We start from the raw sequence: 22,976 nt of genomic DNA, 5'->3' as shown, positions 1-22,976 counted from the left end.
CTAAAATCTATAATGGAATTAAAAATTTACAATTCAAAAGAAGCAGTTGCCCAATCGTTTTCCGAGTATTTGGCGCAACTGGTTCAGGCCAATAAAACTACACATATTGCTCTTTCGGGGGGTAGTACACCTAAAGTGGTTTTTGATTATTTGTCTAAAAACTACAGGGATAAAATTGACTGGTCCACAGTTCATTTTTACTGGGGAGATGAGCGTTGTGTGCCGCCATCCGATGATGAAAGCAATTATAAAATGACAGTGGAGCATTTATTGAGTAAAATTAACATTCCCAATACCAATGTGCACCGTGTTAAAGGAGAAGATGTTCCAGAAGATGAGGCAATTGTTTATGGTCAATTGTTGGAGGAAAAGTTACCGATCAACAATACTCTTCCCCAATTTGATTTGGTTATTTTGGGTATGGGTGATGATGGACATACGGCATCTATTTTTCCATATAATATTCATTTATGGCATTCAGAAAATAACTGTGAGGTGGCCATACATCCAGATTCTGGTCAAAGACGTGTGACCCTTACCGGGCAAGTGATCAATAACGCCAAAGAAGTTGCTTTTTTAGTGACAGGAGACAGTAAGTCCGAAAAGGTTAGGGAAATCATGAACAAAGAAGAAACGGCTTCATTGTACCCTGCTTCCTTGGTAGCCCCTACATCTGGAATTTTATATTGGTTTTTGGATACTTCTGCGGCTAAAGAAATTACTTTAGAACAATCTTAAGATTTTCTTTTTTTAGTAATTCTAAATGTTCCTCTGCCTTAAATTTTGATTCATCAAATTGGGTATCCCTAGAAAAAGCTTCTTCTTTTCGTTGCTTGCTACGTGCAAATCTCCGTATTCCTTGCTCATCTTGAATCAACAGCCCAGGAATAGGAATGTTTTTGCCCTTTTCATCTTTTGCAACCATGGTAAAATAGGAAGAATTACAATGTTTCTTTTTTCCTGTGGTGATATTTTCAGATTCAACACGAACACCTACCACCATGGATGTTTTTCCCGTGTAATTGATGGATGCCTTTAAAGTGACCAGTTCCCCCACGTCTATAGGATTTAAAAAATTCACTCGGTTTACGGATGCTGTTACACAATAACATTGGGAATGTTTTGAAGCACAGGCAAAAGCAATTTGGTCCATTAAGTTTAAAATATACCCACCATGGACCTTTCCACCAAAATTGGAATGGGAGGGAAGCATTAATTCTGTTATGGAAACTTTGGACTCTCTAGCTGTTTTATAGGTCTTCATTTTACTCTCTAAAATGTGGTGAACGTTCTTGTTTTACTTCGGTAATAAAATACTTGGTATCTCCCAGCCAAAAAAAGGTTCTGTACCTTTCTATATATTTTAGTTGGACATATTGACCTTGGTACTGTTTTAATTTTTCAATTACATCCCCTTCATTATCTTGAACTGAAAATGAAAATATTTGGGCACCAGAAATCCCCTGGCTCATTTCTCCCTCCCATGTTTTTACCATGACGCCCTTTCTACTAAATTTTATTAATTCCCCAGATCTATAGCCCTCACTGAAAGGTACATAATAGATAAAGGCAAAATAAGCCGCTAGTCCCAAAATAATAACGGATACTACAATAAAGAGTGCTTTTCTCATTATGGTTTATAAATTTAATTCTCTGGGTTCCTCATCAAATTCATCTTCTTGTGCTCTTTTTAAAATAGGTTCTGGAATGGATTTTTTGGCTTTTGCCCCCATTTTTTTGAGTTTCTCAATACTGGTAACAATATTTCCACGGCCATCTACCAATTTGTTCATGGCTCCTTTGTACTCACTTTTTGCCTCGTCCATTTTCTTGCCCACTTTGGTAAGATCAGATACAAAACCTTCAAATTTATCATATAAAGCACCTGCCTGGCGAGCAATTTCAATAGCATTTCGCTGGTGCTTTTCATTGTTCCACATAGAATCTATTGTTCTTAATGTTGCCAGTAAGGTTGAGGGTGTAACAATCACAATGTTCTGCTCAAAAGCCTTATTGTACAGATTGTTATCATTATTTATAGCAACGGCAAAAGCAGGCTCAATGGGCACGAACATAAGTACAAAGTCCGGGCTTTCCATCTCATACAAATCCTCATATTTTTTTTCAGATAGTTGGTCAACATGCTTTCTAAGAGAATTAATATGATCTTTTAAATATTTCTCTTTTACTTCATCCTCCGCATTTACATAGCGCTCATAATCGGTTAGGGATACCTTGGAATCCACAATCATTTTTTTACCATCGGGCAGGTGGATAATAACATCTGGCAACACCCGTGTTCCATCTTCCCTAGTAAAACTTTGCTGTACGGAATATTCCCTGTCTTTTTCCAACCCAGATTTCTCTAAGACACGCTCCAAAACCAATTCTCCCCAATTCCCTTGCATTTTACTATCGCCTTTTAAAGCTTTGGTAAGGTTAATGGTCTCCTTGCTCATTTGCTCGTTCATTTCCTTTAGACCAAAAATCTGTTGTCTTAATGCTGCATGGTAGTCAATACTTTCTTTATGGGTCTTATCTACTTTTTCCTCAAAAGTTTTAATCTTTTCTTTTAATGGATTAAGTATGTTCTCAATATTCTCTTTGTTACTTTTTGTGAACTTTTCACTTTTCTCCTCTAAAATCTTATTGGCCAAATTTTCAAATTCCTTTGTAAATTTCTCTTGAAGTTTTTCTACCTCTTCTTTCTGTTCTGTATTTTTTAAATGGAGGTTTTCCAAATCTGCTTGGTATCGTATAATTTGATTGTCCAGTTGAGCATTTTCCAATCGTAGTTGACTTTTCTCTTCTTCGGCGTATTTTAATTTCTCTTCCTGTATGGCCAATGAGCTTCTTAAATGCTCCTCACTTGTTACCAATGCACTTTGGTTAGATTTTGTTTTTAAATTCTGGATATAAGTGCCCAAAAAGAAGCCGCCAGCTAAAAATACTAGCCCGATTACTATGTAAATTAAGAGTTCGCTCATTCGTTAAAAATACTTTGTAGTAAAGATAAAGGTTTGGCGTTAATATGTTACTTCTTTATTTTAAATGAGCCGGAAGTTGCATCAAAAAATATAGTGTCTGTTGGGAACAGGGTATTAAATTTTCCTTCATCTATTAATTGTTTTGGAGCCCCAAAACTGTTTTTATCATTCTCCATCACGAGCATTTTATCAGCCAATTGTATGCCCAGTTCTATTTCATGGGTTGTAAACACTATAGTTTTTTTGGTCTCATGTGCTATCTGCTGGAGTAATTTTAGAATTTGTGCTTTATGGTACAAATCTAAATGCGTTGTGGGTTCATCCAGGAGGATAATGGAGGTGTCTTGGGCCAATGCACGGGCAATCATTACCTTTTGGAACTGCCCATCACTTAATTCATAACATTTTTTATGTTCAAGTTCTTTTAAACCAACCATCTCAATGGCCCTTATTATTTTTTCCTTATCAATTTTAGATAAGCTTCCAATCCAATTGGTATAGGGTTGCCTGCCTAAACGTATTAATTCCAGAACAGTTAAATTTTTTGAAGCAATAGGCTCAGTGAGTACCACACTGATTTCCGTTGCAAGTTGATTGGAATGATAACTGTCCAAAGGTTTTTCCTTTAAATAAATTTCACCAGATAATTTTGACTGTACATTCCCCAAAGTTCGTAATAGTGTAGATTTCCCAATACCGTTTACACCTACAATGGCGACTAATTCACCTTTGTTTAGACCTAGATCAATATTTTCTCCAATGTAAATTTTCTCCTTTTTAGAGGTATAGCCAATAGAAAGGTTTTTGGTAGAAAAGATATTATGTTGTTTTAAGGTTTTGATAGTGTTTTAATTTTAAAATATCATTTTTCTTTTTCTAACCAATAACCATATTACTACTGGGGCTCCTATAATAGATGTAATTGCATTAATGGGCAATACATAGGCCGATGTTGGCAGTTGTGCCAAAATATCGCACAACAACATTAAAATAGCCCCATAAATAACCACTGCAGGCACTAAAATGTTATGGTCGGTGGTGTTAAAAATTTGTCGGGTTAAATGGGGAACCGCCAAACCTACAAAAGCAATAGGACCTGCAAATGCCGTTATGCCACCTGCCAACAATCCAGTTGCCAAAATAATCAGAAATCTTTTTTGTTTAATATTTACCCCAAGACTTTTGGCGTAGTTTTCACCTAAAAGAAAAGCATTTAGGGTTTTCATCAATATAATGCTAAGAAGCAGACCACTAATGAAAACTATAAATAGTATGCCCACTTGTACCCATGAAAGATTACCCACACTTCCAAAAGACCAATAAATATAACGCTGTAGATTTTCTGCATTGGAAAAATAAGCAAGCACACTGACCAATGCGGCTGTAATACTTCCGAACATAAGTCCTATTATCAATAAGGCCATGGTATCCTTAATTCTTGATGCAACTACCATGACGGTGAGCAATACTAAAAAACTACCAATGCTGGAAGCGATGGCCAGAGTGATATTATTTACAATATCAAATGTCAGTATTCCAGAAAACAGAGAGGTGCCCATAATTAATAATGCCGCACCCAAACTTGCACCCGAACTTATTCCCAGAACAAAAGGACCTGCCAGTGGATTCCTGAACAAGGTTTGCATTAAAAGCCCGCTTAATGAAAGTCCTCCACCTACTAATATAGCAGTAATAGCTTTTGGAATTCTATAGTTTTGTACAATGTACCTCCATGATTCCTGTTTTACATCGCCACTAAAGATAGAATTAATTACATCGCCAAAAGGAATGCTCACAGAACCTAGGCTAATGTTCAGGCAAAAACAAATGAACAATGCAAATAGCAATAGGATAAAAGATAGTTGATATGTTTTTTGAACCCTCATTTTAGTTTAATGGAGTAAAAAAGAACAATTGGTGATTGGGCAAGAGTTCTGGATGTAGTATATGGATAAGGTCTTTTAGAACTAAATCGGGTCTATTGGGAGCCAATTCATAATACAATATCCCTCCAGTTTCACCAACTGTACTGGAAAAAGTGTAGACCTTTTTATTTTTAAAGGCATCAAATTGTGCATAGTGTTGATTCCCTTTTAACATGGCTTGGTAAGAAGTGTATTGGGAAGGTGCAATCCAAAAATTTGCTTGCTGGGCAATCTCCAGCACACTTTCAATGCTTAAGGATAAGCTTCCTGTTTCTTCCTTATCACTCCATAGATAATTGCCATTGGCATCTTCTAAAAATTTAGCGGCCCAGCTATTTCCACCAGGTAAGTACCATACATCTTTATACATAGCACCACTTAATATGGAAGGTTTTACATTTGCTTTTTTTGCAAGTATTTTTGCTTCTTTATATGAGCTTTCAATTTCATTGAAAATACTGTCTGCTTTCTTTTCCAATTGAAAAAATGGAGCAAAGAATTTTATCCATTCCGCCTTTCCCAATGGGGTTTCTTCTGTCCAATCCCCATTGTAGACTACCGGAATATTAGCCTGTTGTATGGTTTCATATGTGGTATTTTGGTTATCTATTCCAAAACCGAATACAACATCGGGTTGTATTGCAATCAACATTTCAGTATTCAATTGTTCATTGTTTCCGAGTTCTTGTATTTGCCCACCATCAATTCGTTTTCTAGCTGCATTGGACGAAATATACTGGGTGTCAGGAAAACCAATTAAATTATCCAAAACCCCTAAACTTTCCAAGGCCGGAATGTGTGTGGTGGAAGTACTTACAATTCGCTCAACTGGGACAGCCACAATAGCATCATATTCGTCTTTGTTTAGGGTAACAATGGATAATTTCTCTTTTGGAACTAAGGCATAGACAAAACTTTTGTTAGCATTGGGCCAAGGCGAAGTCACTTTAATGGTGGTAATTCCAGTATCTGACTTTTCCATAGTAAAACCTTTAGCATGGGAAATTAATGAAGTCTCTGACTTTTCAGAAGTGGGGAGAGCTTCTTTTTTGGATTGTTTGCATGAACAAAAAAGAAGAAGTAACAGGATGATTTTTAGTCGAGCCAAATCTAAAATATTGAATGATGTTCAAAAGTAGTATTATTTAACCTTTTGCTAAAAAGATTAAACAAAATGTTTACTTTCGCATTGAATTTAGGTTTGATGATGTGATTCTGAAACTGTTTCAGAATTGACTTTATCAATTAAAAGGGAATCCAGTGAAAATCTGGAGCTGTTCCCGCAACTGTAAGCATGTGCCATTTTTTGGGCACCTCTTTAAGAGTTGTTATGTACTACTGCCACTGTTCTGGTTTTTGGAATGGGAAGGTCGCATAGCAAACTGCAAGTCAGGAGACCTGCCAAATTCAAACAAACAGTGTTAAACTTTCGGGATAGAAGTTTACGTATGGGTACAGACATACTAATCTCCCGTTTATTGAATTAAACGAAAATGAACAAAAATTTTATTGGGCTATGCGCTATTGGTTTGGCGTGTATGCATGTTGTTGCACAACAACAAAAAGATTCCACAAAAACCCATTATTTGGATGAGGTAGTGGTAAGTGATTCCCGTTTTGAACTGAAAAGGGAAAATTCAGGAAAAACAGTAATTAAAATTACTGCTGATGAGCTGGAAAGAAATCAGGGAAGAACTATCGCAGAAATTATAAATACCAGGAGTGGTATTGAGATTGTGGGAAGCAGAGGAAGAAAAGGAGCAATTTATGGTGTTTATGCCAGGGGGGGCAGAGGTAGACAGGTTTTGGTGTTGATTGATGGGGTACGAGTGTCCGACCCATCATCTTCTTCACAAGAGTATGATTTGCGATTACTGCCCATATCTAATATTGAATCGGTTGAAATAATTAAAGGAGCTGCCAGCACCCTTTATGGGACTAATGCAGCAACAGCTGTAATTAATATCACAACGAAGAAAGTCTCTCGAGAAAGAATAGCTTTAAATGTTCTATCCAGTATGGGAACTAATCAAACTGCTAACAATCAGAATTACAATATTTCAGATTTTTCCAATAGCGCGCAATTGAATGGTACGTTGGGAAAATTGAATTATTTAGCAAGTTTTTCCAATCAGTATTCCAATGGGCTTTCTGCCATTGTAACTCCCGAGAATATAGAGGATGATTATTCTAACTTTAGTTCGGATATAAAAGTGGGTTATGAATTTACTGATAATTTTAAGATTGCCGTTTATGGAAACCATACGAAACTACGAACACAGTTTGATGAGTCTTTTGGATTGGTAGATGCGCCCTATCAGTTTTTAAGTGAGCAAAAAAGAGCCGGACTTTCATCTGAATATACCTACGAAAAGGGTTCAATCCACTTTAATGGAGCATATACTAGCTATGTTTCTGAAAGTCAAAGTGCTTTTCCTAATAAATATGAGGGGGACAATCTTGTATTTGATGTATACAATAAATACATTTTTAATGATAGTTTTCATACTATAGCCGGTATCAACTATCTTATAGATGAAAGTGAATTTGAAGTTGTAAAAGATTTTACAATTACCGATCCTTATGTAAATATGGTATATGTTTCTCCTTTTGGTCTTAATTTGAATGTTGGGGGTAGATTAAACAACCACTCTGAATATGGGGCTCGTTTGGTATATAATGTAAATCCATCGTATACCCATAAATTAGAAAGTGGGTATGTAAAAGTTTTGGGTTCTTATGCCACATCGTACATAACTCCGTCTTTAACACAGCTGTTTGGTTTTTTTGGAGCTAATCCAAACTTAGAACCAGAGGAGAACATCACCATAGAAGGAGGTTTGGAATTTGTCAATAACGGGGTAAGGATGAGTACCCTTTATTTTAATAGAGATGAAAATCAGCCAATTATATATGGTTTAAATGGCTATGAGAATATTGAAGGTTTTATTGATGCCCAAGGAGCAGAGGTAGAATTGGATTGGAACTTGCTTGAAACCTTAAAATGGTCTGCCAATTATACATTTACAGAGCGGAAGGGAGATAACGCCATTAGAATTCCCAAGCACAAGATAAACACATCTTTAGGCTATAAGTTATCAGATAAGACACATGCATCTATTGCTTATTCTTACACGGGAAACCGTTTGGATACCGATTTTAATACGTTTACAGATGTAGCTTTATCACCTTTTTCTTTATTGGATTTTTCTATAAACCATACCATAATACCCAATAAATTGAATGTATTCTTATTTGCAAATAATTTATTAAATGAAGAATATCTAGAGATTATTGGTTTTACAACTAAAGGAAGAAATTTTAGAATTGGAATGAACTTAAGTTTATAAAAAAAGCTGCGGTCTTAAAAATTAAGACCGCAGCTTTTTCTTAAAATACTTTAAAATAAGGCTTATACGCCTATTGTATATTTAAATTTATGTTCAACTCTTTGTCCAAATACATATTATCCTTAGATAGTGTAAACATCTTGGAATTGGTCATGTCCTTAACCGGCATTTTTACAGTGAAATCTCTTTTCCCAGAAACCCCTGTAATTTCCTGTATGGCTCTTGCCAAAAGAGGTTCGTTTATATCTCCTAAGATCCCTAAGTCGGCCAAATCTTCTTCCAGCTCAATTTGTGGTACCAAACCTGTTGTATAATCAAAAAAACCATCAGCGTTTTCATTCCTACCTACCAATGGCTGAATTCCATAACTATTCTCAGGGTTGATACCATTTTCCTTACTGGAATTATAAACATAACTATTGCTGGGATTATCTACCAATGTTATAGAAAACTCATTTTTCCCCCTTGTGGTTTCTCCAATATGTACAATATCCACATAAGGAGCCAGACCGTTCATGACCAATTCACTGGCAGAAGCAGAACTTCCCGTGGCCAAAACATATACCTTGTTTAGGTTTAAAGTATTTATAGGAGATCCTTCACCCGTTTGGTTGGCAAAATAATCATCTAATTGTTCGGAACTTAATTCTGATTGTACTTTATTGTTCCAACGTTGTCTTATGTAAAGGTCATTGGTATTGGTTCCATACACCATGCTTGCCAATAGGCGAGAAGAGTTTACAGACCCCCCTGGATTGTAGCGCATATCCAATACCAAATCGGTTACCCCATCGGACTTAAATTGTCCAAAGGCATTATTTAGTTCTTCATCAAAATTACTTGTAAAACGGTTGTACATTAAGTATCCAATTTTATTACCATTGATATCAAAGGATTTGGCAATAAAGACAGGGTTTTCAACCAAACCTTCCATTTTGGTCAAGGTAACTTCTTTGTCATTAGGTGTAATGACATTATTTTCAATAGCTGCCATATTAAGGGTGTAGGTGTCATTATCACCAAAAAGCAACTCTACATAGTTATTAATTGTCAATGTTTGCCCATCCACACCGGTAAATAGGTCCCCACGGGAAATATCTTTAGTTGACGCATCAGAATTAGGGACAATATAGCGTACATATCCAAAAACATCATCACTATCATTAAAACGTATCAATCCATATTCTAGGCCATCACTTTTGGAAATACCCGCAAAAGAATTTAGTAAAGTTTCATAATCATCGGTTAAAAAACTAAAACGATCATCGGAAAAAAGAAGATCATCGTAAAAAAAACTTTCAGGACTGTCAAATCCCTGTAAATAAACAGTGTATTCTTCACTGGAAGAAAATCTTGTATCGCTTAAATCGCTAACTTCTTCTTGCCAGAAGTACCAGAGATTCATGGATTTCCAAACGAAATCCTCTATGTCTACATTGGCATTTGGGTCTGGATTTTGCCCTCCTGGTTCTAAATCATCATCATTCTTTTTACACCCCATAAATAAAATGGAGGCACTAATAAATAGTAAAATATATTTTTTCATAGCTTTTTTTCTAAATAAGAATCAATTATCATTCCAGTTAGTATTGATTCTATAACTTTCCTTTCAAAAACAAGATACTTATTTTTATAAAGTATTGGCGTCTAAATTAGGAACATAAGAATGAAATAAAAATTTTTTGTAACAAAATTCGATATACTTCGTCTTCCTTTTGTAACCCAATAATTGGATTGCAAAACAACTGAACCAAAAATGAACCAGGCAGAATTTGTAAAAGTAGTAATGCCCTTTAAGGATAAGCTCTATAGGCTTGCAAAGCGCTTATTGACATCCTCTGAGGAAGCGGAAGATGCCACACAAGAAATTTTGATGAAGTTGTGGTCCAAGAACAATAAAATAGAAGGTTATAACAATGTAGAGGCTTTTGCAATGACCATGACAAAGAATTTTTGTTTGGATCGTTTAAAATCCAAGCAAGCGGGAAACCTGAAATTGGTACACAGTAATTATAGTGATGAGAATACATCGTTGCAAAAACAGGTCGAGGCCAAAGACAGTGTAAATTGGGTAGAAAAAATCATGGAAGATTTGCCCCACCAGCAAAAAATGGTATTACAATTGAGAGACGTAGAAGAGTACGATTATGATGAAATTGCCAAATTATTGGAAATGCAGCCCACAGCAGTGAGAGTGGCATTGTCAAGAGCAAGAAAAACTGTAAGAGAAAAATTAATGCAAAAACATAGCTATGGAATTGGATAACATAGAAAAATTATTGGAAAAGTATTTTGAGGCTACTGCAACAGTTGCCGAGGAGAAAACATTACGAGCCTATTTCACAAATGAAAACATAGCACCGCATTTGGAACAATACGCTCCCATGTTTCAGTATTTTTCCATAGCCAAAGAAGAAGAGTTTACTAAGCAGGTATCCGTTACAAAGGTTGTTAGAACCAGAAAAGTCTATTATAAGTGGATTTCCGTTGCTGCAGTTACTCTCCTTATGTTTGGTATCTATTTTGGTAAGAACTACCAAGAACAAAAACAGGCGGAATATGCTTATAACGAAACAAAAAAAGCATTGAACCTATTGGCCGATAATTTTGGAAAAGGAACCGAGAAAATGGCCTATTTAAATGAGTTTGGAACAACAACTCAAAAAATTTACAATAACAAATAAAAACGAAAACAAATGAAAAAGTATATTATAATAGTATTGATCGCAATGTTGCCTATATCTGGATTTGCACAGTCTTTGTTTGATAAGTATGAAGACCTGGATAACGTAACTTCAGTAGTTGTTAATCAAAGTATGTTCAATTTATTGAGCAAAATAGATGTTGAGGTAGACGATCAAGAAGCTCAAGACTTTATGGACATTGCAAAAAGCATTAAAAACCTTAAAGTGTTTACTACCGATGACAAGAAAATTTCTGCCGATATGAAAATCTCTGTGGAGAAGTATCTTAAATCTTCATCTTTGGTTGAATTAATGAGAGTAAAGGATAAGGATGCTAATGTAAAGTTCTATATAAAGAACGGAAAGGATGATGACCATGTTAGTGAACTATTAATGTTTGTTACGGGTATAAAAGAGGTTGAGGCCAATGGTAGACATTTTGAAACAGTATTGTTATCTTTAACTGGGGATATAGATTTAAATAAAATAAATTCCCTTACAAATAAAATGAACCTTCCCCAAGAACTTAATAAGGCAGGGAAGCATTAAGAAAATGGATTTCAAAAGGCAAAATCCTAGGGGTTTTGCCTTTTGAAATTTTTAGTAAATAAAAATCCATCAAAAAACAGAACAATGAAAAATATAATAAAAGGTTTGTTGGTAGTGGCAATAGCTTTTGTAGCCTCTTGCTCGTCAACACAAAGTCTTCAAGAATATTATGTGGATAGTGCGGAGAATCCAAACTTTATCTCCTTGGATGTGCCAACCAGTATTTTGAATTTGGCAGAGGCCGAATTAACGGATGTGCAAAGAGAAGCACTTTCATCCCTTCGAAAATTAAATGTTTTGGCCTTTAAAAAGACATCAGCCAATGAGGCCGATTATAAAATAGAGAATGCCAAAGTAAACCAAATACTAAAGAATGATGAATTTGTGGAACTTATGAAGCTCAATTCTAGTTATGGTAAAGGAGTGATAAAGTATTTGGGAGATGAAGATGCCATAGATGAGGTAATTATATATGGTAATAGTAAAGAAAAAGGTTTTGCTTTGGTAAGAGTTCTTGGTAAGGACATGAACCCGGCTCATATTGTCCAGCTTTTACAGGCCATTCAAAAATCTGATTATAGAGGTGAAGGCCTTGGGGAAATTGGAAAATTCTTGAAAGGATAGAAAAACATAAAAGATTCTTATTGGAAACCGCTGTGATAACTTCATGGCGGTTTTTTTGTTTATCACTTACAAATTACCATTAGTTACTTTAAGAATGGTGACCTAATACATATTCTTGTGTCAGAATAAATAGAGTATTAACAACTAACAATAGAATTATGGAAAAAGCACAAGAATGGATTAATTATGGAATTGATTTGGCCAAAGAATTTGGACCTAGATTAATTACGGCAATTTTAATATTCATCATTGGTTCTTGGATAATTAAAAAAATTACCAAGGGTATAAGAAAAATGATGGAGAAAAGTAGCTATGATGATTCGCTACAGCGATTTTTATTGAATATGATCTCATGGGCATTAAAAATATTTTTAATCCTTTTAGTGATATCTAGACTTGGAGTTGATGTTACCACTTTTGCGGCCGTAATCGCTGCAGCTGGTTTGGCAGTTGGCTTGGCCTTACAAGGTTCTTTGTCCAATTTTGCTGGTGGAGTTTTGATTATGATTTTTAAACCTTATAAAATTGGGGATTTAGTTGAGGCCCAAGGAACTTTGGGAGTTGTAAAGGAAATTGAAATTTTCACTACTAAATTAACCACTCCAGATAGTAAATTGGCTATTGTTCCCAACGGAGCCATGGCAAATGGTAATATAATCAATTACACGGCAGAGGGAAAAATGAGAGTAGATACACAGGTAGGTATTGGTTATGGTGAAGATATTAAAAAAGCCAAAGAAGTTTTGTTGGATGTACTTACATCGAACCCAAAAGTATTGAAAGAACCTGCACCTTCAGTAAATGTTGCTGGTTTGGGAGATAGTTCCGTTGATTTGGCTGTTAGACCATTTTGCAAGCCAGAAGATTATTGGGATGTGTATTTTGAGACATATGAGAATTGCAAATTGGCCTTGGATAAAGCCGGTATTGAAATTCCTTATCCACATGCTGTAGAAATACAGAAGAAAGGCTAATATTATTTCTTTTGTAAAGAGAACTAAACCCCAGTATAATTTGCTGGGGTTATTTTTTTCTTTTTTTCAACAATTGAAAAATAAGAGTTGAAGCTAAAAGAATAAGACCAGTATTTTGAATTATTTTTCCAGTCACAAATCCAAATTCCCAGTGTAGTATTCTAAAAGTTCGGCCAATGAAATATAGAACTATTGAGAATCCGTACAAAAAATAATAAAACTTCATTTATACACCTGTATAATTTGCAGGGGTTATTTGTTTTAATTCACTTTTAATAGCATCAGAAACTTCCAAAGTGTCAATAAAATTGGCAATGGACTGTTGGTTTATTTTTTCATTTGTACGTGTCAAACCTTTTAAAGCTTCGTAAGGATTTGGATAACCTTCCCTTCTTAAAATAGTTTGAATAGCTTCAGCAACTACCGCCCAATTGTTTTCCAGGTCCTGATCAAACTTTTCTTTGTTCAACAATAATTTGTTCAATCCTTTCATGGTGGATTGAAAAGCTATGGAAGTATGCGCCATAGGAACTCCAATATTTCTAAGAACGGTACTATCCGTTAAATCTCGTTGTAGTCGGGAAACAGGAAGCTTAGCGGAAAGGTGTTCAAAAATAGCATTTGCCATGCCCAAATTGCCCTCAGAGTTTTCAAAATCAATAGGATTTACTTTATGGGGCATAGCAGAAGAACCCACTTCTCCTTTTTTGATTTTTTGCTTAAAATAATCCATAGAAACATAAGTCCAAAAATCTCTATCCAAATCAATGATAATTGTATTGATACGTTTTAAAGTATCAAATAGGGCTGCCATGTGGTCATAATGCTCGATCTGCGTGGTAGGGAAGGAGTGGTGCAAACCTAATTTTTCTTGTACAAATTGTTCACCAAAGGCTTTCCAATCAATATTTGGATAGGCCACTTTGTGGGCATTGTAATTTCCTGTTGCTCCACCGAATTTTGCAGCACTTGGAATGTCATTCAATAAATTAAATTGTTCCTTTAACCGTACAACAAAAACCTCAATTTCTTTACCTAATCGGGTAGGGGAGGCTGGTTGGCCGTGAGTTCTTGCCAGCATGGATATGTCTGCCCATTCTGCAACCAAGCTCTTTAATTTCTCTAACATCTCAAGATATTGAGGCACATACACTTCATTCATGGCCTCTTTTAATGAGAGGGGAATGGCAGTATTGTTTATATCTTGGGATGTTAACCCAAAGTGGATAAATTCCTTATGGTCTTCCAATCCCAAAGTGTCAAATTTCTTTTTAATGAAGTACTCGACTGCTTTTACATCATGGTTGGTGATTTTTTCAATATCCTTGATTGCTTGGGCATCCTCAGAAGTAAATTCTTGATAAATCTTACGAAGCGATTCAAATTTACTTGTATCAAAAGATTTAAGTTGAGGTAGGGGAATTTCACAAAGCGCAATAAAATATTCAATCTCTACCAGTACACGGTATTTAATAAGAGCTTCTTCTGAGAAGAAAGGAGCAAGATTACTTATTTTACTTCTATAGCGGCCATCAATTGGAGAAATGGCGTTCAATGGGTTTAATGACATCTTGTTTGGATTGAATTTTTGAAAAGGCAAAGATACTCATTAAAGATTATTGGACAGTTAGGTTTATAGAATATACAGGCTGGTCTATTTTAACTTTGCCAGTGTATGCCGGGCTCTAGCTTTGTATGCAGCACTACCATCTGCATAATTTTGTTCCAATACCATTTTTAGTTCAGGATGTATCCAAGGGAATTTAGAACCAATTAGAAGCAAACAGGTCATGGAATGTGCTTTTGCCGCTACTTTGTGGTCGCCAATAAGCCAATCAAAGCAGGCCGTTGTTATTTGCTCAAGATGCTTTGTGTTAATGTACTCTTGGATATCTGAGTCATTCTTTTTAAAATATTCCAACATCATTAATTCACACATTTTTGCCATAGGTCTAATGGATGATTCATGTTTTATTGTATGAATGTTTTTGATGAAATAATCTATATGTGGTAAAATAGGGTGTATATCATGCTTTGCCGAAAATTCCAGCCCCCAACAGGCTTTGGTAGAAATGGGGTCATCCACCATAAAAACAATTTCCATAAGCGGGCGGATGAGCTCTGGATTGGCAAGAATAATTTTTGCCATTTCACCTCTTTTTTCTCGGGTGTGGTCTATAAAGTTAAGTGAGTTATAAAGCTCTTCTTTTGTCATTTGTAAAAACCTCTATCAATTAAAGTTGATATTAGATTAGGAACTCCATTGACCGCAGTTTCCGAAATAACGGTTAGATTATTAAAATCGGATTCTCTAATAGTTGGTTTTGGGTCCACAAAATATATTGGAATCCCGTAAGGAGCATAATTAATGAGTCCGGCTGCCGGATATACTTGCATGGATGTACCAATAATTATAACCATATCCGATGTTGAAACAATTTCGGCGGCATTTGTAAGCAAGGGTACGTCTTCCCCAAACCAAACAATATGGGGTCGTAATTGATGTCCGTTTTCACATAAATCTCCCAATACTAAATCATTTTTCCAATCTAAAATTAAGGATTCATTTTGTGAGCTTCTTACTTTTAATAATTCCCCATGCAAATGTATTATATGCGAACTCCCAGCACGTTCATGTAGGTCATCTACATTTTGTGTAATAACAGAAACATCATAATGCGATTCTAGGGTTACCAAGGCTTCATGGGCTTTATTGGGCAATACCTTAAAAAGCTGTTTCCTTCTTTGATTATAAAAATCCAATACCAATTCTGGATTTTTTACAAACCCTTCTGGGGTGGCAACTTCCATAACATCATGCCCTTCCCAAAGGCCATCTGCATCCCTAAAGGTTTTTATACCACTTTCCGCACTAATTCCTGCACCGGTTAGAACTGTTACCTTTTTTTTCATGGATATGTATTGATTTCCTTCAAATGTATACATTTTACATTTTTATTATATTGTGATTATGTTCGATTCTAATTTGCTGACATATTTAGAGGAAATTATTTCTCCGGAGCGCAAACAACGTTTTTTGGAAATATTGGAAGAACGAACCAATTATATAACTGTAGCGATAGAAGATGTGTTCCAAATGCACAATGCAAGTGCTGTAATTCGCAGTTGTGATGCTTTTGGTATACAACAAGCTCATATTATTGAAAGGAGAAATAGTCAAGTCTTAGATAAAAATATTGCCATGGGAGCACAACAATGGGTAGATGTGCAACGGCACAGCAATACTGATGAGTGCATTCAAAATTTACGTTATAAGGGATATAAAATAATAGCGACCACACCCCATAATGATTCCTGTCTTCTAAATAATTTTAAAATTAATGGTAAAACTGCTTTGTTTTTTGGTACAGAAAGAGATGGGTTGAGCAAGGAGGTATTAGAAAAGGCCGATGGCTTTTTAAAAATACCTATGACCGGTTTTTCTGAAAGTTTAAATATATCTGTCTCAGTTGCTATTATTCTACAAGCCTTGACAGCACAGCTTAAAAAAGCGAACAATAATTGGGGCCTTACCGAAAGCGAGAAATTAGAGAAACGTCTGGATTGGTCAAAAAAATCAATTAAAAGCATTGATGCCATTTTGGAAAGATATTATGGAACTAAATAAAACTTTTGTTATATTTAAGGATAACTAACTAATTGATAAACAAATGGCTACCTTGCTTTATATTTTAGGCGGATTAGTACTTCTAATTTTGATAATGGCCTTGTTGGCCCCAAAAACTTATAATGTTTCCAGAAGCATTGAAATAGGCAAACCTAAGCCGGAAGTTTTTAAATATTTGTTATCGTTGAAAAAGATGGATGAATGGTCCCCATGGGCGAAAAAGGACCCCAACATGAAAAAAACTTTTACAGGAAATGATGGGGAAGTGGGTTGCATAAGTCATTGGATTGGCAATAAAGATGTTGGAGAAGGGGAGCAAGAAATAAAGAAAATTATGCAAGGGGAAAGAATAGAATCTGAACTCCGGTTTCTAAAGCCATGGAAATCTACTTCTGATTGTTACTTAGACGTTGATGAAGTATCTAAAGGAAGTACAAAAGTGACATGGGGTTTTTCTGGAAAGAATAAATTCCCCATGAGCATTATGATGCTCTTTATGAGTATGGACAAGATGGTTGGAAAGGATTTTGAAGAGGGGTTAGCCACTTTAAAGTCAATATTGGAGAAATAATTCAATTTACTCAACCAATTCCAATAGGGCAATATCAAAATCGTTTTCCAGTAATACTTTTCCATTTTTGACTACGACTTCCGTTTCGGAATACGTATCAAATAATTTGGTGCCATCACCAAAAAAACCCTTTACCCTTAAAGATTTTTTACCCTTGGGTAAATTTAGGCCTACCACCACTTTGTCCTTGTAATCATTTTCTATATAGCTTCTGCTAAAGACATAGGGACTTTTGGCCAATCTATTATGTTTCCCGGCACCAATAGCAGGATGATTGGCCCTAAATTTCCCTAATTTTTGCCAGTGGTTATGTATTCTTCGGGTTTCGGGAAGGCTATCCAAATCTTGCCAGTTCATAAAAGAACGTAAGGTGGCATCCCCCTCAGTACCTTCAATGGTAAGGTTTCTTGCAGTTTCATCCCCGTAATAGATTTGTGATGCTCCTTGGGTGAGCAATAGCACATTGGCAGAATAAATGGATTTTTTTCTTTCTTTATCAAAAGGTTGGCCATCATCATGGGAAGTAAGATAATTTAGAACACTTTTCCCTTTTAGCTTGGTATTTAAAAGTGTATTATACTTTTTGAATATGGTTTCATAGTCGTTTTTGGCATCTGCTTTCAGTTCAAAATTAATAAGGCTTTTAAAACCATAATTAAAATAATCAACCTTCTTGTCGCCAAAGTCAAATTCCCTGCCTGCCGAAATATTGTAATTGTAGACTTCGCCAACCATAAAAAATGGATTGTCATCCAAAACATCATTTGGGTGTTTTTTCTTCCATGTTTCAAAAGCATAAGACGCTTCTTCATAGAGTTCACTCCAAGCATTTTCATCCGCATGTTTTACGGTATCCACTCTAAACCCGTCCACTCCAAATTCGTTCACATAATCGGTTAACCATTTCATGATGTAAAAACGGGGAGCTCTTGGGTGGCCAGTTCTGTCAAAAAAGGATTGAAGCTCATCCAATTCAGTACTTAGCCTCCCTTCTTTTTTCCATTTAGCCAAAAGATGGTCGGGCAATGCTACCGATTCATTGGACTCTGTATAAATATCTGGTAAATTTTCAACTAGCGTGCAACTTGTGGTGTTTTCATAATTGGTAAATTCACAAGCAGGTCCTGTCCTTACCCAATCTGAAGGCCATACGGGATCTTTTTCAGTTACAGGGCCAGTGTGGTTAAGAACCACATCCAATAAAATCCGAATTCCCTTTTTATGGGCAGTTTTGACCATGATTTCTAAATCCTTTTTGGTGCCAAAATTTGGGTCTAGAACTGTCCAATCCTTTGCCCAGTATCCATGATAACCATAAGTGTTTCCCGTACCTTCGTTTACGGGACCATGAATTTGTTCCACAACGGGTGTAAGCCATATGGCATTGACCCCCAAATCGGTGAAATATCCCTCATTTATTTTTTTGGTTATACCTTGTATATCACCTCCCATAAAACCTCTTAAAACTGCAGTCTTCTCAGTTCGTTCAAAGTTTACATCAGTTTCTTTGTTGCCATTGTAAAATCGATCAGTCATTAAGAAATAGATGTTGGCACTTTCCCATAAAAAAGGAACTTTTTTTTCTTCTATTTGAATTGAATCTGAAGAGGTTGTAGTATCTGTGGCAAACGTTTTTTTTGCTTTATTACAACTAAAAATAAGCGCGATAAGAGGGATAGCAATAAGTAGTTTTTTCATTCTCATGAATTTTCTTTAAAGCTATAAAATGATAGTGGAACTAGAAAATTTATTTGTAGGGCATTACCTCATAATATGGAATTAGTTTTTCCTATTAAGCACCTTGTATTCTTCATAACAACTGCTAATTGCATCCAAAATTTGTAGGTCATTTGCAGTCATAATAAAAGATTTAGAATAATTACAGTTGTTTAAGATATCGTCAATATCCACTTTTTCCAATTGTAATAATTCCATAAGAGTTTCCCTGTCAAATTTTGTGGCCAAAAGGTCTCTTATCTGGTCGTCCTCTTTCATTTGCCTTAACTTTCTCATTTGGTTTGGTTTTTTCCCAAATAAGTTTCTAAGTAGATCGGCAGGATTGAGAATAGCCCCGAGTACCTTGGTGACGGCACTTGGAGTTTTATTGCCTCCTTCATAACTCTTGGATAATCCTGAAATGCTATATTGGTAAGCATTGTTAATAGGAAGGTTCTTTACATCAATTTCTAAGTAACCAGTGAGTTGATAAGGTTTAACAATAACTTCTTCCAAAGCATACGCCAATTCGGTCAAGGCAATCTTGGTGTCCTCAAACTTGAACATATCATTGGTAATTCTAACCTTTTGGGATTTGAAACCTAGAAAGGTAAAATATAAAGTGTCATTGACCGCTGCGGGTATGGTAAACTCACCATTTTTGTTGGTAATGGTACCTTTCACCTTGTTAAGGTTTACTACATGGACACTTTCCATGGGGGTGTCTGTCTGTGCGTTGACAACTATGGCCTTAATTTCTCCTTCACCTTCTTGAGCAATTCCTAAACAGCTGATAAGGCAAAAACAAACTAGTATAATTTTTTTCATGTATGGAATCTAATTTTAAAAATAGTAAACAAAATAAAAAAACACGCTATTGCGTGTTTTTTTAATATACAATTAACTAATAAAAGCCATCTCTTCTTTTGCTTTTTCTTCTACCTCCAGAATTGCCAGAACCACCAGAATTTCCCTTAAAGGAGCTTTTGTCCCTTCTGCGACCTCCTCCTTCGGTACTGCCCCGTCTATCACCTTTTCCTTTGCTTCTGTCTCTTCCTCTGTCCCTGCGACGTCCACCACCACTACCTCCAGGGTTTTTGGACACTTCTACATTTATAAATCTTCCATCCACCTTAAAGTCAGAAAATGTATTTAGGATTTGTTCGGTATGTTCTGCATCTGTATTGAAAAAAGAAAAACTATCCTTGGTATCTACCTTATAGATATCATCCTTGCCCATACTCATTGTGTCCTTTAAAAAATCTTTTAATGACATCCAGTCATATCCATCCTTTTCTCCAACATTGATAAAATACCTTACAGAACCTTTTGTGGGCATATCTCCTCTTGAGCCTCTTTCTCCCCTTTCTCCTCTTTCTCTTCTTCCGGAATCTGATGAATTAAGGTCTTGTGATTTGCTGTAATATTGATAGAACCTGGTAAACTCGACCGAAACAATTTTTTTGATAAGTTCTTCTCGATCAATACCTACTAATACATCATTAATGGCAGGCAAGTAATTATCAACATCCTTATTGATCTTTGTATCCTTTATTTTATTGGCCAAATGATACAATTGGATTTCACAGATTTCAATTCCCGTAGGTATTTTTTTTGCAATAAAATTTTGTTTTATTTTTCTTTCTATCGCAGTAATTTTTCTCAACTCACTTCGAGTAACAATAACCATGGAAATACCTGATTTTCCTGCTCTACCGGTACGACCACTACGGTGAGTATAGGTTTCAATTTCATCTGGTAATTGATAATTTATTACGTGCGTAATATCATCCACATCTATTCCACGAGCCGCTACATCCGTGGCAACCAACATTTGTATTTGCTTTTTACGAAAAGAATTCATCACCAAATCTCTTTGGTTTTGACTTAAATCTCCATGTAATGCACCCGCATTATAGCCATCTTCAATTAATTTTTCTGCGACCTTTTGGGTATCTCTTTTAGTTCTACAGAAGACAACGGAAAATATTCCTGGATTTGCATCAGCCAATCTTTTTAAGGCAGGATACCGGTCCCTGCCACCCACAACATAATGCTCATGTTGTACTGTAGAGGCACCAGAGTTTTTATCACCAACCGTAATTTCTTTTGGTGAGTGCATAAACTTTTTGGCAATGGTAGAAACTTCCTTTGGCATGGTAGCAGAAAAAAGCCAAGTAGATTTTTCATTGGGGGTGTTGGATAAAATATCCTTAATATCTTCATAGAAACCCATATTCAACATTTCATCGGCCTCATCAAGAATACAATAATCAATTTTGGAGATATCCACCAATCCTCGACTGATCATGTCCTTCATCCTACCAGGGGTTCCCACAACTATTTGTGCTCCTTTTTTTATCTGTCTGGCTTGGTCTGTAATACTTGCTCCACCATAAATAGCAACCACATTTATTCCCCGTTCGTATTTGGAATATAATTGTATTTCGTTAGTAATTTGTAAACAGAGTTCCCTCGTGGGAGATAGAATTAAACCTTGGGTAGTTCTACTGTCACTATCAATTTTTTGGATTAGGGGAAAACCAAAAGCGGCGGTTTTTCCTGTTCCTGTTTGGGCTAAGGCGACCAAGTCGGTTTCGCTTTCCAATAAGATTGGAATTGCTTTTTCTTGTACTTCAGAAGGAGTCTCAAACCCTAAATCTGAAATAGCATTTAATAGGGACTTTTGCAGTCCCAGTGCTTCAAATTTTGTCATAATAAGTTTTACTTAATTCGCAAATATGTATGTTGCATAGAGCGGTTCTCGTAAATGACCTATTAGACTCGGCGCAACACATGCTATACCAGCGGCGTTTATTAAAGCGGCAAAGGTACTGCTATTTATTTACATGCGCTTGATTGTGGCTAAATACTTTTGGACAGGTAAGATGCCAGTTTTTGTACGGCCCTTCCACGGTGGCTTATTTTATTTTTTTCCAATAGAGGTAATTCGGCAAAAGTTTTGTCATACCCATTTGGTTTAAATATAGGGTCATAGCCAAAGCCTTTTTTTCCATATTTTTTTGTTGTAATTTCTCCTTCTACTGTTCCATGAAATTGTTTCTTTTCAGTTGGTAGGTTTAGGGCAATTACCGTTTTAAACTTTGCAGTTCTATTGTTTTTTTTCTTTAGTTCCTGTAGAAGTTTATCCATATTGTCCTCGGAACTCTTTTGCTCACCCGCATATCGTGCAGAATATACCCCAGGCATGCCGTCCAAGGCATCAACTAATAACCCAGTATCATCCGCGAAGCAGGGATAACCATAATTTTGGGAAACATAATCTGCCTTTAATTGCGCATTTTCCTCTAGGGTCTCACCAGTTTCTGGAATTTCCTCATTACAATCAATATCAGTTAAGGATAAAAGGATTATAGATTTGGGCAATAGTAACCTTACCTCATTAAGTTTATTAAAATTATGTGTAGCAAATACAAGTTTCATTTTTTTTATGCTGATTATTGAAGCGAGACTAAAAGTAGTAATTTTATGGGCTAATCAATTTTAATATGAAACTGAAAATTCCTCCTGTTATTATTGTTTTATTGTTTGGAACGGTAATGTATTTACTTGCAAGGTTTTTGCCTGTTGGTAATTTTGATTTTTTTGGAAAACATTACCTCATGCTTGGCCTATTGGTGTTGGCCATGTTACTTGCCTTAACATCTTTAATACAGTTTTATAGGAGTAAGACAACAGTGAATCCCATTTCTCCTTCTAAAGTATCCACTTTGGTAACAAATGGAATCTTTCAATATTCTAGGAATCCCATGTACTTGGCTTTACTACTGGTGTTGTTGGTATGGGGATTGTGGTTGGGAAATGCTTTTAATACTATAGTAGCCGCTGGTTTTGTATATTATATGAATGCTTTTCAGATTAAACCAGAAGAAGAAGTGCTTTCCAATCTTTTTGGTTCAGAGTATAAGCAATATTGCACATTGGTTAGAAGATGGTTTTGATTTAAA

Annotated in this window: 24 protein-coding genes and 1 riboswitch; of the genes, 10 read left to right on the top strand and 14 right to left on the bottom strand. The window is 35.7% G+C overall.

Annotated features, from left to right (window positions below; translation table 11 throughout):
- Positions 1-12 precede the first annotated feature (12 nt).
- The gene (gene pgl / locus GGR42_RS12315) at positions 13-738 is read left to right on the top strand and encodes a 6-phosphogluconolactonase (protein WP_167964594.1); all 726 of its coding nucleotides are present in this window, start codon (positions 13-15) and stop codon (positions 736-738) included.
- On the opposite strand, the gene GGR42_RS12310 is transcribed toward pgl, so the two are convergent.
- The 6 genes from GGR42_RS12310 to GGR42_RS12285 all read right to left on the bottom strand — a co-directional run bounded on the left by GGR42_RS12310 (position 719) and on the right by GGR42_RS12285 (position 5,894).
- Complete coding sequence (locus GGR42_RS12310) at positions 719-1,264, bottom strand: acyl-CoA thioesterase (protein ID WP_167964592.1); 546 nt, start codon at positions 1,262-1,264, stop codon at positions 719-721. The two genes, pgl and GGR42_RS12310, sit on opposite strands and share 20 nt — an antisense overlap.
- Position 1,265: 1 nt before the next feature.
- Entirely contained in the window at positions 1,266-1,631 is a 366-nt protein-coding gene (locus GGR42_RS12305; protein ID WP_167964590.1) for a 6-phosphogluconate dehydrogenase, read from the bottom strand.
- A 6-nt stretch (positions 1,632-1,637) separates the two neighbouring features.
- On the bottom strand, positions 1,638-2,987 hold the full coding sequence (rmuC, locus tag GGR42_RS12300) for a DNA recombination protein RmuC (RefSeq protein ID WP_167964588.1): 1,350 nt from the start codon (positions 2,985-2,987) through the stop codon (positions 1,638-1,640).
- Positions 2,988-3,034: 47 nt separating this feature from the next.
- Positions 3,035-3,736, bottom strand: a complete 702-nt coding sequence (locus tag GGR42_RS12295) for an ABC transporter ATP-binding protein (RefSeq protein WP_317169703.1) — start codon at positions 3,734-3,736, stop codon at positions 3,035-3,037.
- 105 nt (positions 3,737-3,841) lie between these two features.
- Positions 3,842-4,873: a FecCD family ABC transporter permease gene (locus GGR42_RS12290; protein ID WP_167964586.1), complete on the bottom strand. Its 1,032-nt coding sequence runs from the start codon at positions 4,871-4,873 to the stop codon at positions 3,842-3,844.
- 1 nt (position 4,874) lies between these two features.
- Positions 4,875-5,894, bottom strand: coding sequence for an ABC transporter substrate-binding protein (locus GGR42_RS12285; RefSeq protein ID WP_245201469.1), 1,020 nt, complete (start codon positions 5,892-5,894; stop codon positions 4,875-4,877).
- 234 nt (positions 5,895-6,128) lie between these two features.
- Positions 6,129-6,332: riboswitch (cobalamin riboswitch) on the top strand.
- Positions 6,333-6,405: 73 nt separating this feature from the next.
- On the opposite strand from GGR42_RS12285, the gene GGR42_RS12280 reads away from it, so the two are divergent.
- Entirely contained in the window at positions 6,406-8,262 is a 1,857-nt protein-coding gene (locus GGR42_RS12280) for a TonB-dependent receptor plug domain-containing protein (RefSeq protein ID WP_167964582.1), read from the top strand.
- A gap of 70 nt (positions 8,263-8,332) precedes the next feature.
- Here GGR42_RS12280 and GGR42_RS12275 read toward each other — a convergent pair whose 3' ends face one another.
- Positions 8,333-9,808 (bottom strand): S41 family peptidase, encoded by a 1,476-nt coding sequence (locus tag GGR42_RS12275; protein ID WP_167964580.1) that lies wholly within the window; start codon positions 9,806-9,808, stop codon positions 8,333-8,335.
- A 210-nt stretch (positions 9,809-10,018) separates the two neighbouring features.
- Here GGR42_RS12275 and GGR42_RS12270 point away from each other — a divergent pair, with 210 nt between their 5' ends.
- The 5 genes from GGR42_RS12270 (at position 10,019) to GGR42_RS12250 (ending at position 13,093) form a co-directional block, all read left to right on the top strand.
- A complete protein-coding gene (locus GGR42_RS12270; protein ID WP_167964578.1) occupies positions 10,019-10,528 on the top strand; it encodes an RNA polymerase sigma factor in 510 nt (169 codons plus the stop codon).
- Complete coding sequence (locus tag GGR42_RS12265) at positions 10,515-10,946, top strand: hypothetical protein (protein ID WP_167964576.1); 432 nt, start codon at positions 10,515-10,517, stop codon at positions 10,944-10,946. Before GGR42_RS12270 ends, GGR42_RS12265 begins: the two co-directional genes overlap by 14 nt.
- Positions 10,947-10,958: 12 nt before the next feature.
- A complete protein-coding gene (locus GGR42_RS12260) occupies positions 10,959-11,495 on the top strand; it encodes a DUF4252 domain-containing protein (protein WP_167964574.1) in 537 nt (178 codons plus the stop codon).
- Between the two features lie 84 nt (positions 11,496-11,579).
- On the top strand, positions 11,580-12,119 hold the full coding sequence (locus GGR42_RS12255) for a DUF4252 domain-containing protein (RefSeq protein ID WP_167964572.1): 540 nt from the start codon (positions 11,580-11,582) through the stop codon (positions 12,117-12,119).
- 158 nt (positions 12,120-12,277) lie between these two features.
- Positions 12,278-13,093 (top strand): mechanosensitive ion channel family protein, encoded by an 816-nt coding sequence (locus GGR42_RS12250; protein WP_167964570.1) that lies wholly within the window; start codon positions 12,278-12,280, stop codon positions 13,091-13,093.
- Between the two features lie 226 nt (positions 13,094-13,319).
- Here GGR42_RS12250 and purB read toward each other — a convergent pair whose 3' ends face one another.
- From purB to GGR42_RS12235, 3 genes are all read right to left on the bottom strand, one after another.
- Positions 13,320-14,663, bottom strand: a complete 1,344-nt coding sequence (purB, locus tag GGR42_RS12245; RefSeq protein WP_167964568.1) for an adenylosuccinate lyase — start codon at positions 14,661-14,663, stop codon at positions 13,320-13,322.
- An 84-nt stretch (positions 14,664-14,747) separates the two neighbouring features.
- Positions 14,748-15,308: an adenylosuccinate lyase gene (locus GGR42_RS12240; protein ID WP_167964566.1), complete on the bottom strand. Its 561-nt coding sequence runs from the start codon at positions 15,306-15,308 to the stop codon at positions 14,748-14,750.
- Positions 15,305-16,006 carry an SIR2 family NAD-dependent protein deacylase gene (locus GGR42_RS12235; protein WP_167964564.1) on the bottom strand — a complete coding sequence of 234 codons (702 nt, stop codon included), beginning with the start codon at positions 16,004-16,006 and terminating at the stop codon, positions 15,305-15,307. Before GGR42_RS12235 ends, GGR42_RS12240 begins: the two co-directional genes overlap by 4 nt.
- 58 nt (positions 16,007-16,064) lie before the next feature.
- Here GGR42_RS12235 and GGR42_RS12230 point away from each other — a divergent pair, with 58 nt between their 5' ends.
- Positions 16,065-16,721, top strand: coding sequence for a TrmH family RNA methyltransferase (locus tag GGR42_RS12230; RefSeq protein WP_167964562.1), 657 nt, complete (start codon positions 16,065-16,067; stop codon positions 16,719-16,721).
- Between the two features lie 43 nt (positions 16,722-16,764).
- Positions 16,765-17,292 carry an SRPBCC family protein gene (locus tag GGR42_RS12225; RefSeq protein WP_167964560.1) on the top strand — a complete coding sequence of 176 codons (528 nt, stop codon included), beginning with the start codon at positions 16,765-16,767 and terminating at the stop codon, positions 17,290-17,292.
- A gap of 6 nt (positions 17,293-17,298) precedes the next feature.
- Here GGR42_RS12225 and GGR42_RS12220 read toward each other — a convergent pair whose 3' ends face one another.
- From GGR42_RS12220 to GGR42_RS12205, 4 genes are all read right to left on the bottom strand, one after another.
- Positions 17,299-18,990 carry an alpha-amylase family glycosyl hydrolase gene (locus tag GGR42_RS12220; RefSeq protein WP_167964558.1) on the bottom strand — a complete coding sequence of 564 codons (1,692 nt, stop codon included), beginning with the start codon at positions 18,988-18,990 and terminating at the stop codon, positions 17,299-17,301.
- Between the two features lie 81 nt (positions 18,991-19,071).
- Positions 19,072-19,836, bottom strand: a complete 765-nt coding sequence (locus GGR42_RS12215) for a carboxypeptidase-like regulatory domain-containing protein (protein WP_167964556.1) — start codon at positions 19,834-19,836, stop codon at positions 19,072-19,074.
- 76 nt (positions 19,837-19,912) lie between these two features.
- Positions 19,913-21,724 (bottom strand): DEAD/DEAH box helicase, encoded by a 1,812-nt coding sequence (locus GGR42_RS12210; protein ID WP_167964554.1) that lies wholly within the window; start codon positions 21,722-21,724, stop codon positions 19,913-19,915.
- 149 nt (positions 21,725-21,873) lie between these two features.
- The gene (locus tag GGR42_RS12205) at positions 21,874-22,452 is read right to left on the bottom strand and encodes a non-canonical purine NTP diphosphatase (protein ID WP_167964552.1); all 579 of its coding nucleotides are present in this window, start codon (positions 22,450-22,452) and stop codon (positions 21,874-21,876) included.
- A gap of 65 nt (positions 22,453-22,517) precedes the next feature.
- Here GGR42_RS12205 and GGR42_RS12200 point away from each other — a divergent pair, with 65 nt between their 5' ends.
- A complete protein-coding gene (locus GGR42_RS12200; RefSeq protein ID WP_167964550.1) occupies positions 22,518-22,970 on the top strand; it encodes a methyltransferase family protein in 453 nt (150 codons plus the stop codon).
- The last annotated feature ends 6 nt before the right edge of the window (positions 22,971-22,976 follow it).

The sequence above is a fragment of the Saonia flava genome, from assembly GCF_011927795.1.
Lineage (GTDB): Bacteria > Bacteroidota > Bacteroidia > Flavobacteriales > Flavobacteriaceae > Saonia > Saonia flava.
This window is presented reverse-complemented; position numbering and strand designations above follow the sequence as displayed.

What these genes read in the sequence shown, in the direction of transcription:
- pgl (WP_167964594.1), top strand. Translation starts at nt 13, where the DNA reads ATGGAATTAAAAATTTACAATTCAAAAGAAGCAGTTGCCCAATCGTTT.
- GGR42_RS12310 (WP_167964592.1), bottom strand. Translation starts at nt 1,264, where the DNA reads ATGAAGACCTATAAAACAGCTAGAGAGTCCAAAGTTTCCATAACAGAA.
- GGR42_RS12305 (WP_167964590.1), bottom strand. Translation starts at nt 1,631, where the DNA reads ATGAGAAAAGCACTCTTTATTGTAGTATCCGTTATTATTTTGGGACTA.
- rmuC (WP_167964588.1), bottom strand. Translation starts at nt 2,987, where the DNA reads ATGAGCGAACTCTTAATTTACATAGTAATCGGGCTAGTATTTTTAGCT.
- GGR42_RS12290 (WP_167964586.1), bottom strand. Translation starts at nt 4,873, where the DNA reads ATGAGGGTTCAAAAAACATATCAACTATCTTTTATCCTATTGCTATTT.
- GGR42_RS12285 (WP_245201469.1), bottom strand. Translation starts at nt 5,894, where the DNA reads ATGGAAAAGTCAGATACTGGAATTACCACCATTAAAGTGACTTCGCCT.
- GGR42_RS12280 (WP_167964582.1), top strand. Translation starts at nt 6,406, where the DNA reads ATGAACAAAAATTTTATTGGGCTATGCGCTATTGGTTTGGCGTGTATG.
- GGR42_RS12275 (WP_167964580.1), bottom strand. Translation starts at nt 9,808, where the DNA reads ATGAAAAAATATATTTTACTATTTATTAGTGCCTCCATTTTATTTATG.
- GGR42_RS12270 (WP_167964578.1), top strand. Translation starts at nt 10,019, where the DNA reads ATGAACCAGGCAGAATTTGTAAAAGTAGTAATGCCCTTTAAGGATAAG.
- GGR42_RS12265 (WP_167964576.1), top strand. Translation starts at nt 10,515, where the DNA reads ATGGAATTGGATAACATAGAAAAATTATTGGAAAAGTATTTTGAGGCT.
- GGR42_RS12260 (WP_167964574.1), top strand. Translation starts at nt 10,959, where the DNA reads ATGAAAAAGTATATTATAATAGTATTGATCGCAATGTTGCCTATATCT.
- GGR42_RS12255 (WP_167964572.1), top strand. Translation starts at nt 11,580, where the DNA reads ATGAAAAATATAATAAAAGGTTTGTTGGTAGTGGCAATAGCTTTTGTA.
- GGR42_RS12250 (WP_167964570.1), top strand. Translation starts at nt 12,278, where the DNA reads ATGGAAAAAGCACAAGAATGGATTAATTATGGAATTGATTTGGCCAAA.
- purB (WP_167964568.1), bottom strand. Translation starts at nt 14,663, where the DNA reads ATGTCATTAAACCCATTGAACGCCATTTCTCCAATTGATGGCCGCTAT.
- GGR42_RS12240 (WP_167964566.1), bottom strand. Translation starts at nt 15,308, where the DNA reads ATGACAAAAGAAGAGCTTTATAACTCACTTAACTTTATAGACCACACC.
- GGR42_RS12235 (WP_167964564.1), bottom strand. Translation starts at nt 16,006, where the DNA reads ATGAAAAAAAAGGTAACAGTTCTAACCGGTGCAGGAATTAGTGCGGAA.
- GGR42_RS12230 (WP_167964562.1), top strand. Translation starts at nt 16,065, where the DNA reads ATGTTCGATTCTAATTTGCTGACATATTTAGAGGAAATTATTTCTCCG.
- GGR42_RS12225 (WP_167964560.1), top strand. Translation starts at nt 16,765, where the DNA reads ATGGCTACCTTGCTTTATATTTTAGGCGGATTAGTACTTCTAATTTTG.
- GGR42_RS12220 (WP_167964558.1), bottom strand. Translation starts at nt 18,990, where the DNA reads ATGAAAAAACTACTTATTGCTATCCCTCTTATCGCGCTTATTTTTAGT.
- GGR42_RS12215 (WP_167964556.1), bottom strand. Translation starts at nt 19,836, where the DNA reads ATGAAAAAAATTATACTAGTTTGTTTTTGCCTTATCAGCTGTTTAGGA.
- GGR42_RS12210 (WP_167964554.1), bottom strand. Translation starts at nt 21,724, where the DNA reads ATGACAAAATTTGAAGCACTGGGACTGCAAAAGTCCCTATTAAATGCT.
- GGR42_RS12205 (WP_167964552.1), bottom strand. Translation starts at nt 22,452, where the DNA reads ATGAAACTTGTATTTGCTACACATAATTTTAATAAACTTAATGAGGTA.
- GGR42_RS12200 (WP_167964550.1), top strand. Translation starts at nt 22,518, where the DNA reads ATGAAACTGAAAATTCCTCCTGTTATTATTGTTTTATTGTTTGGAACG.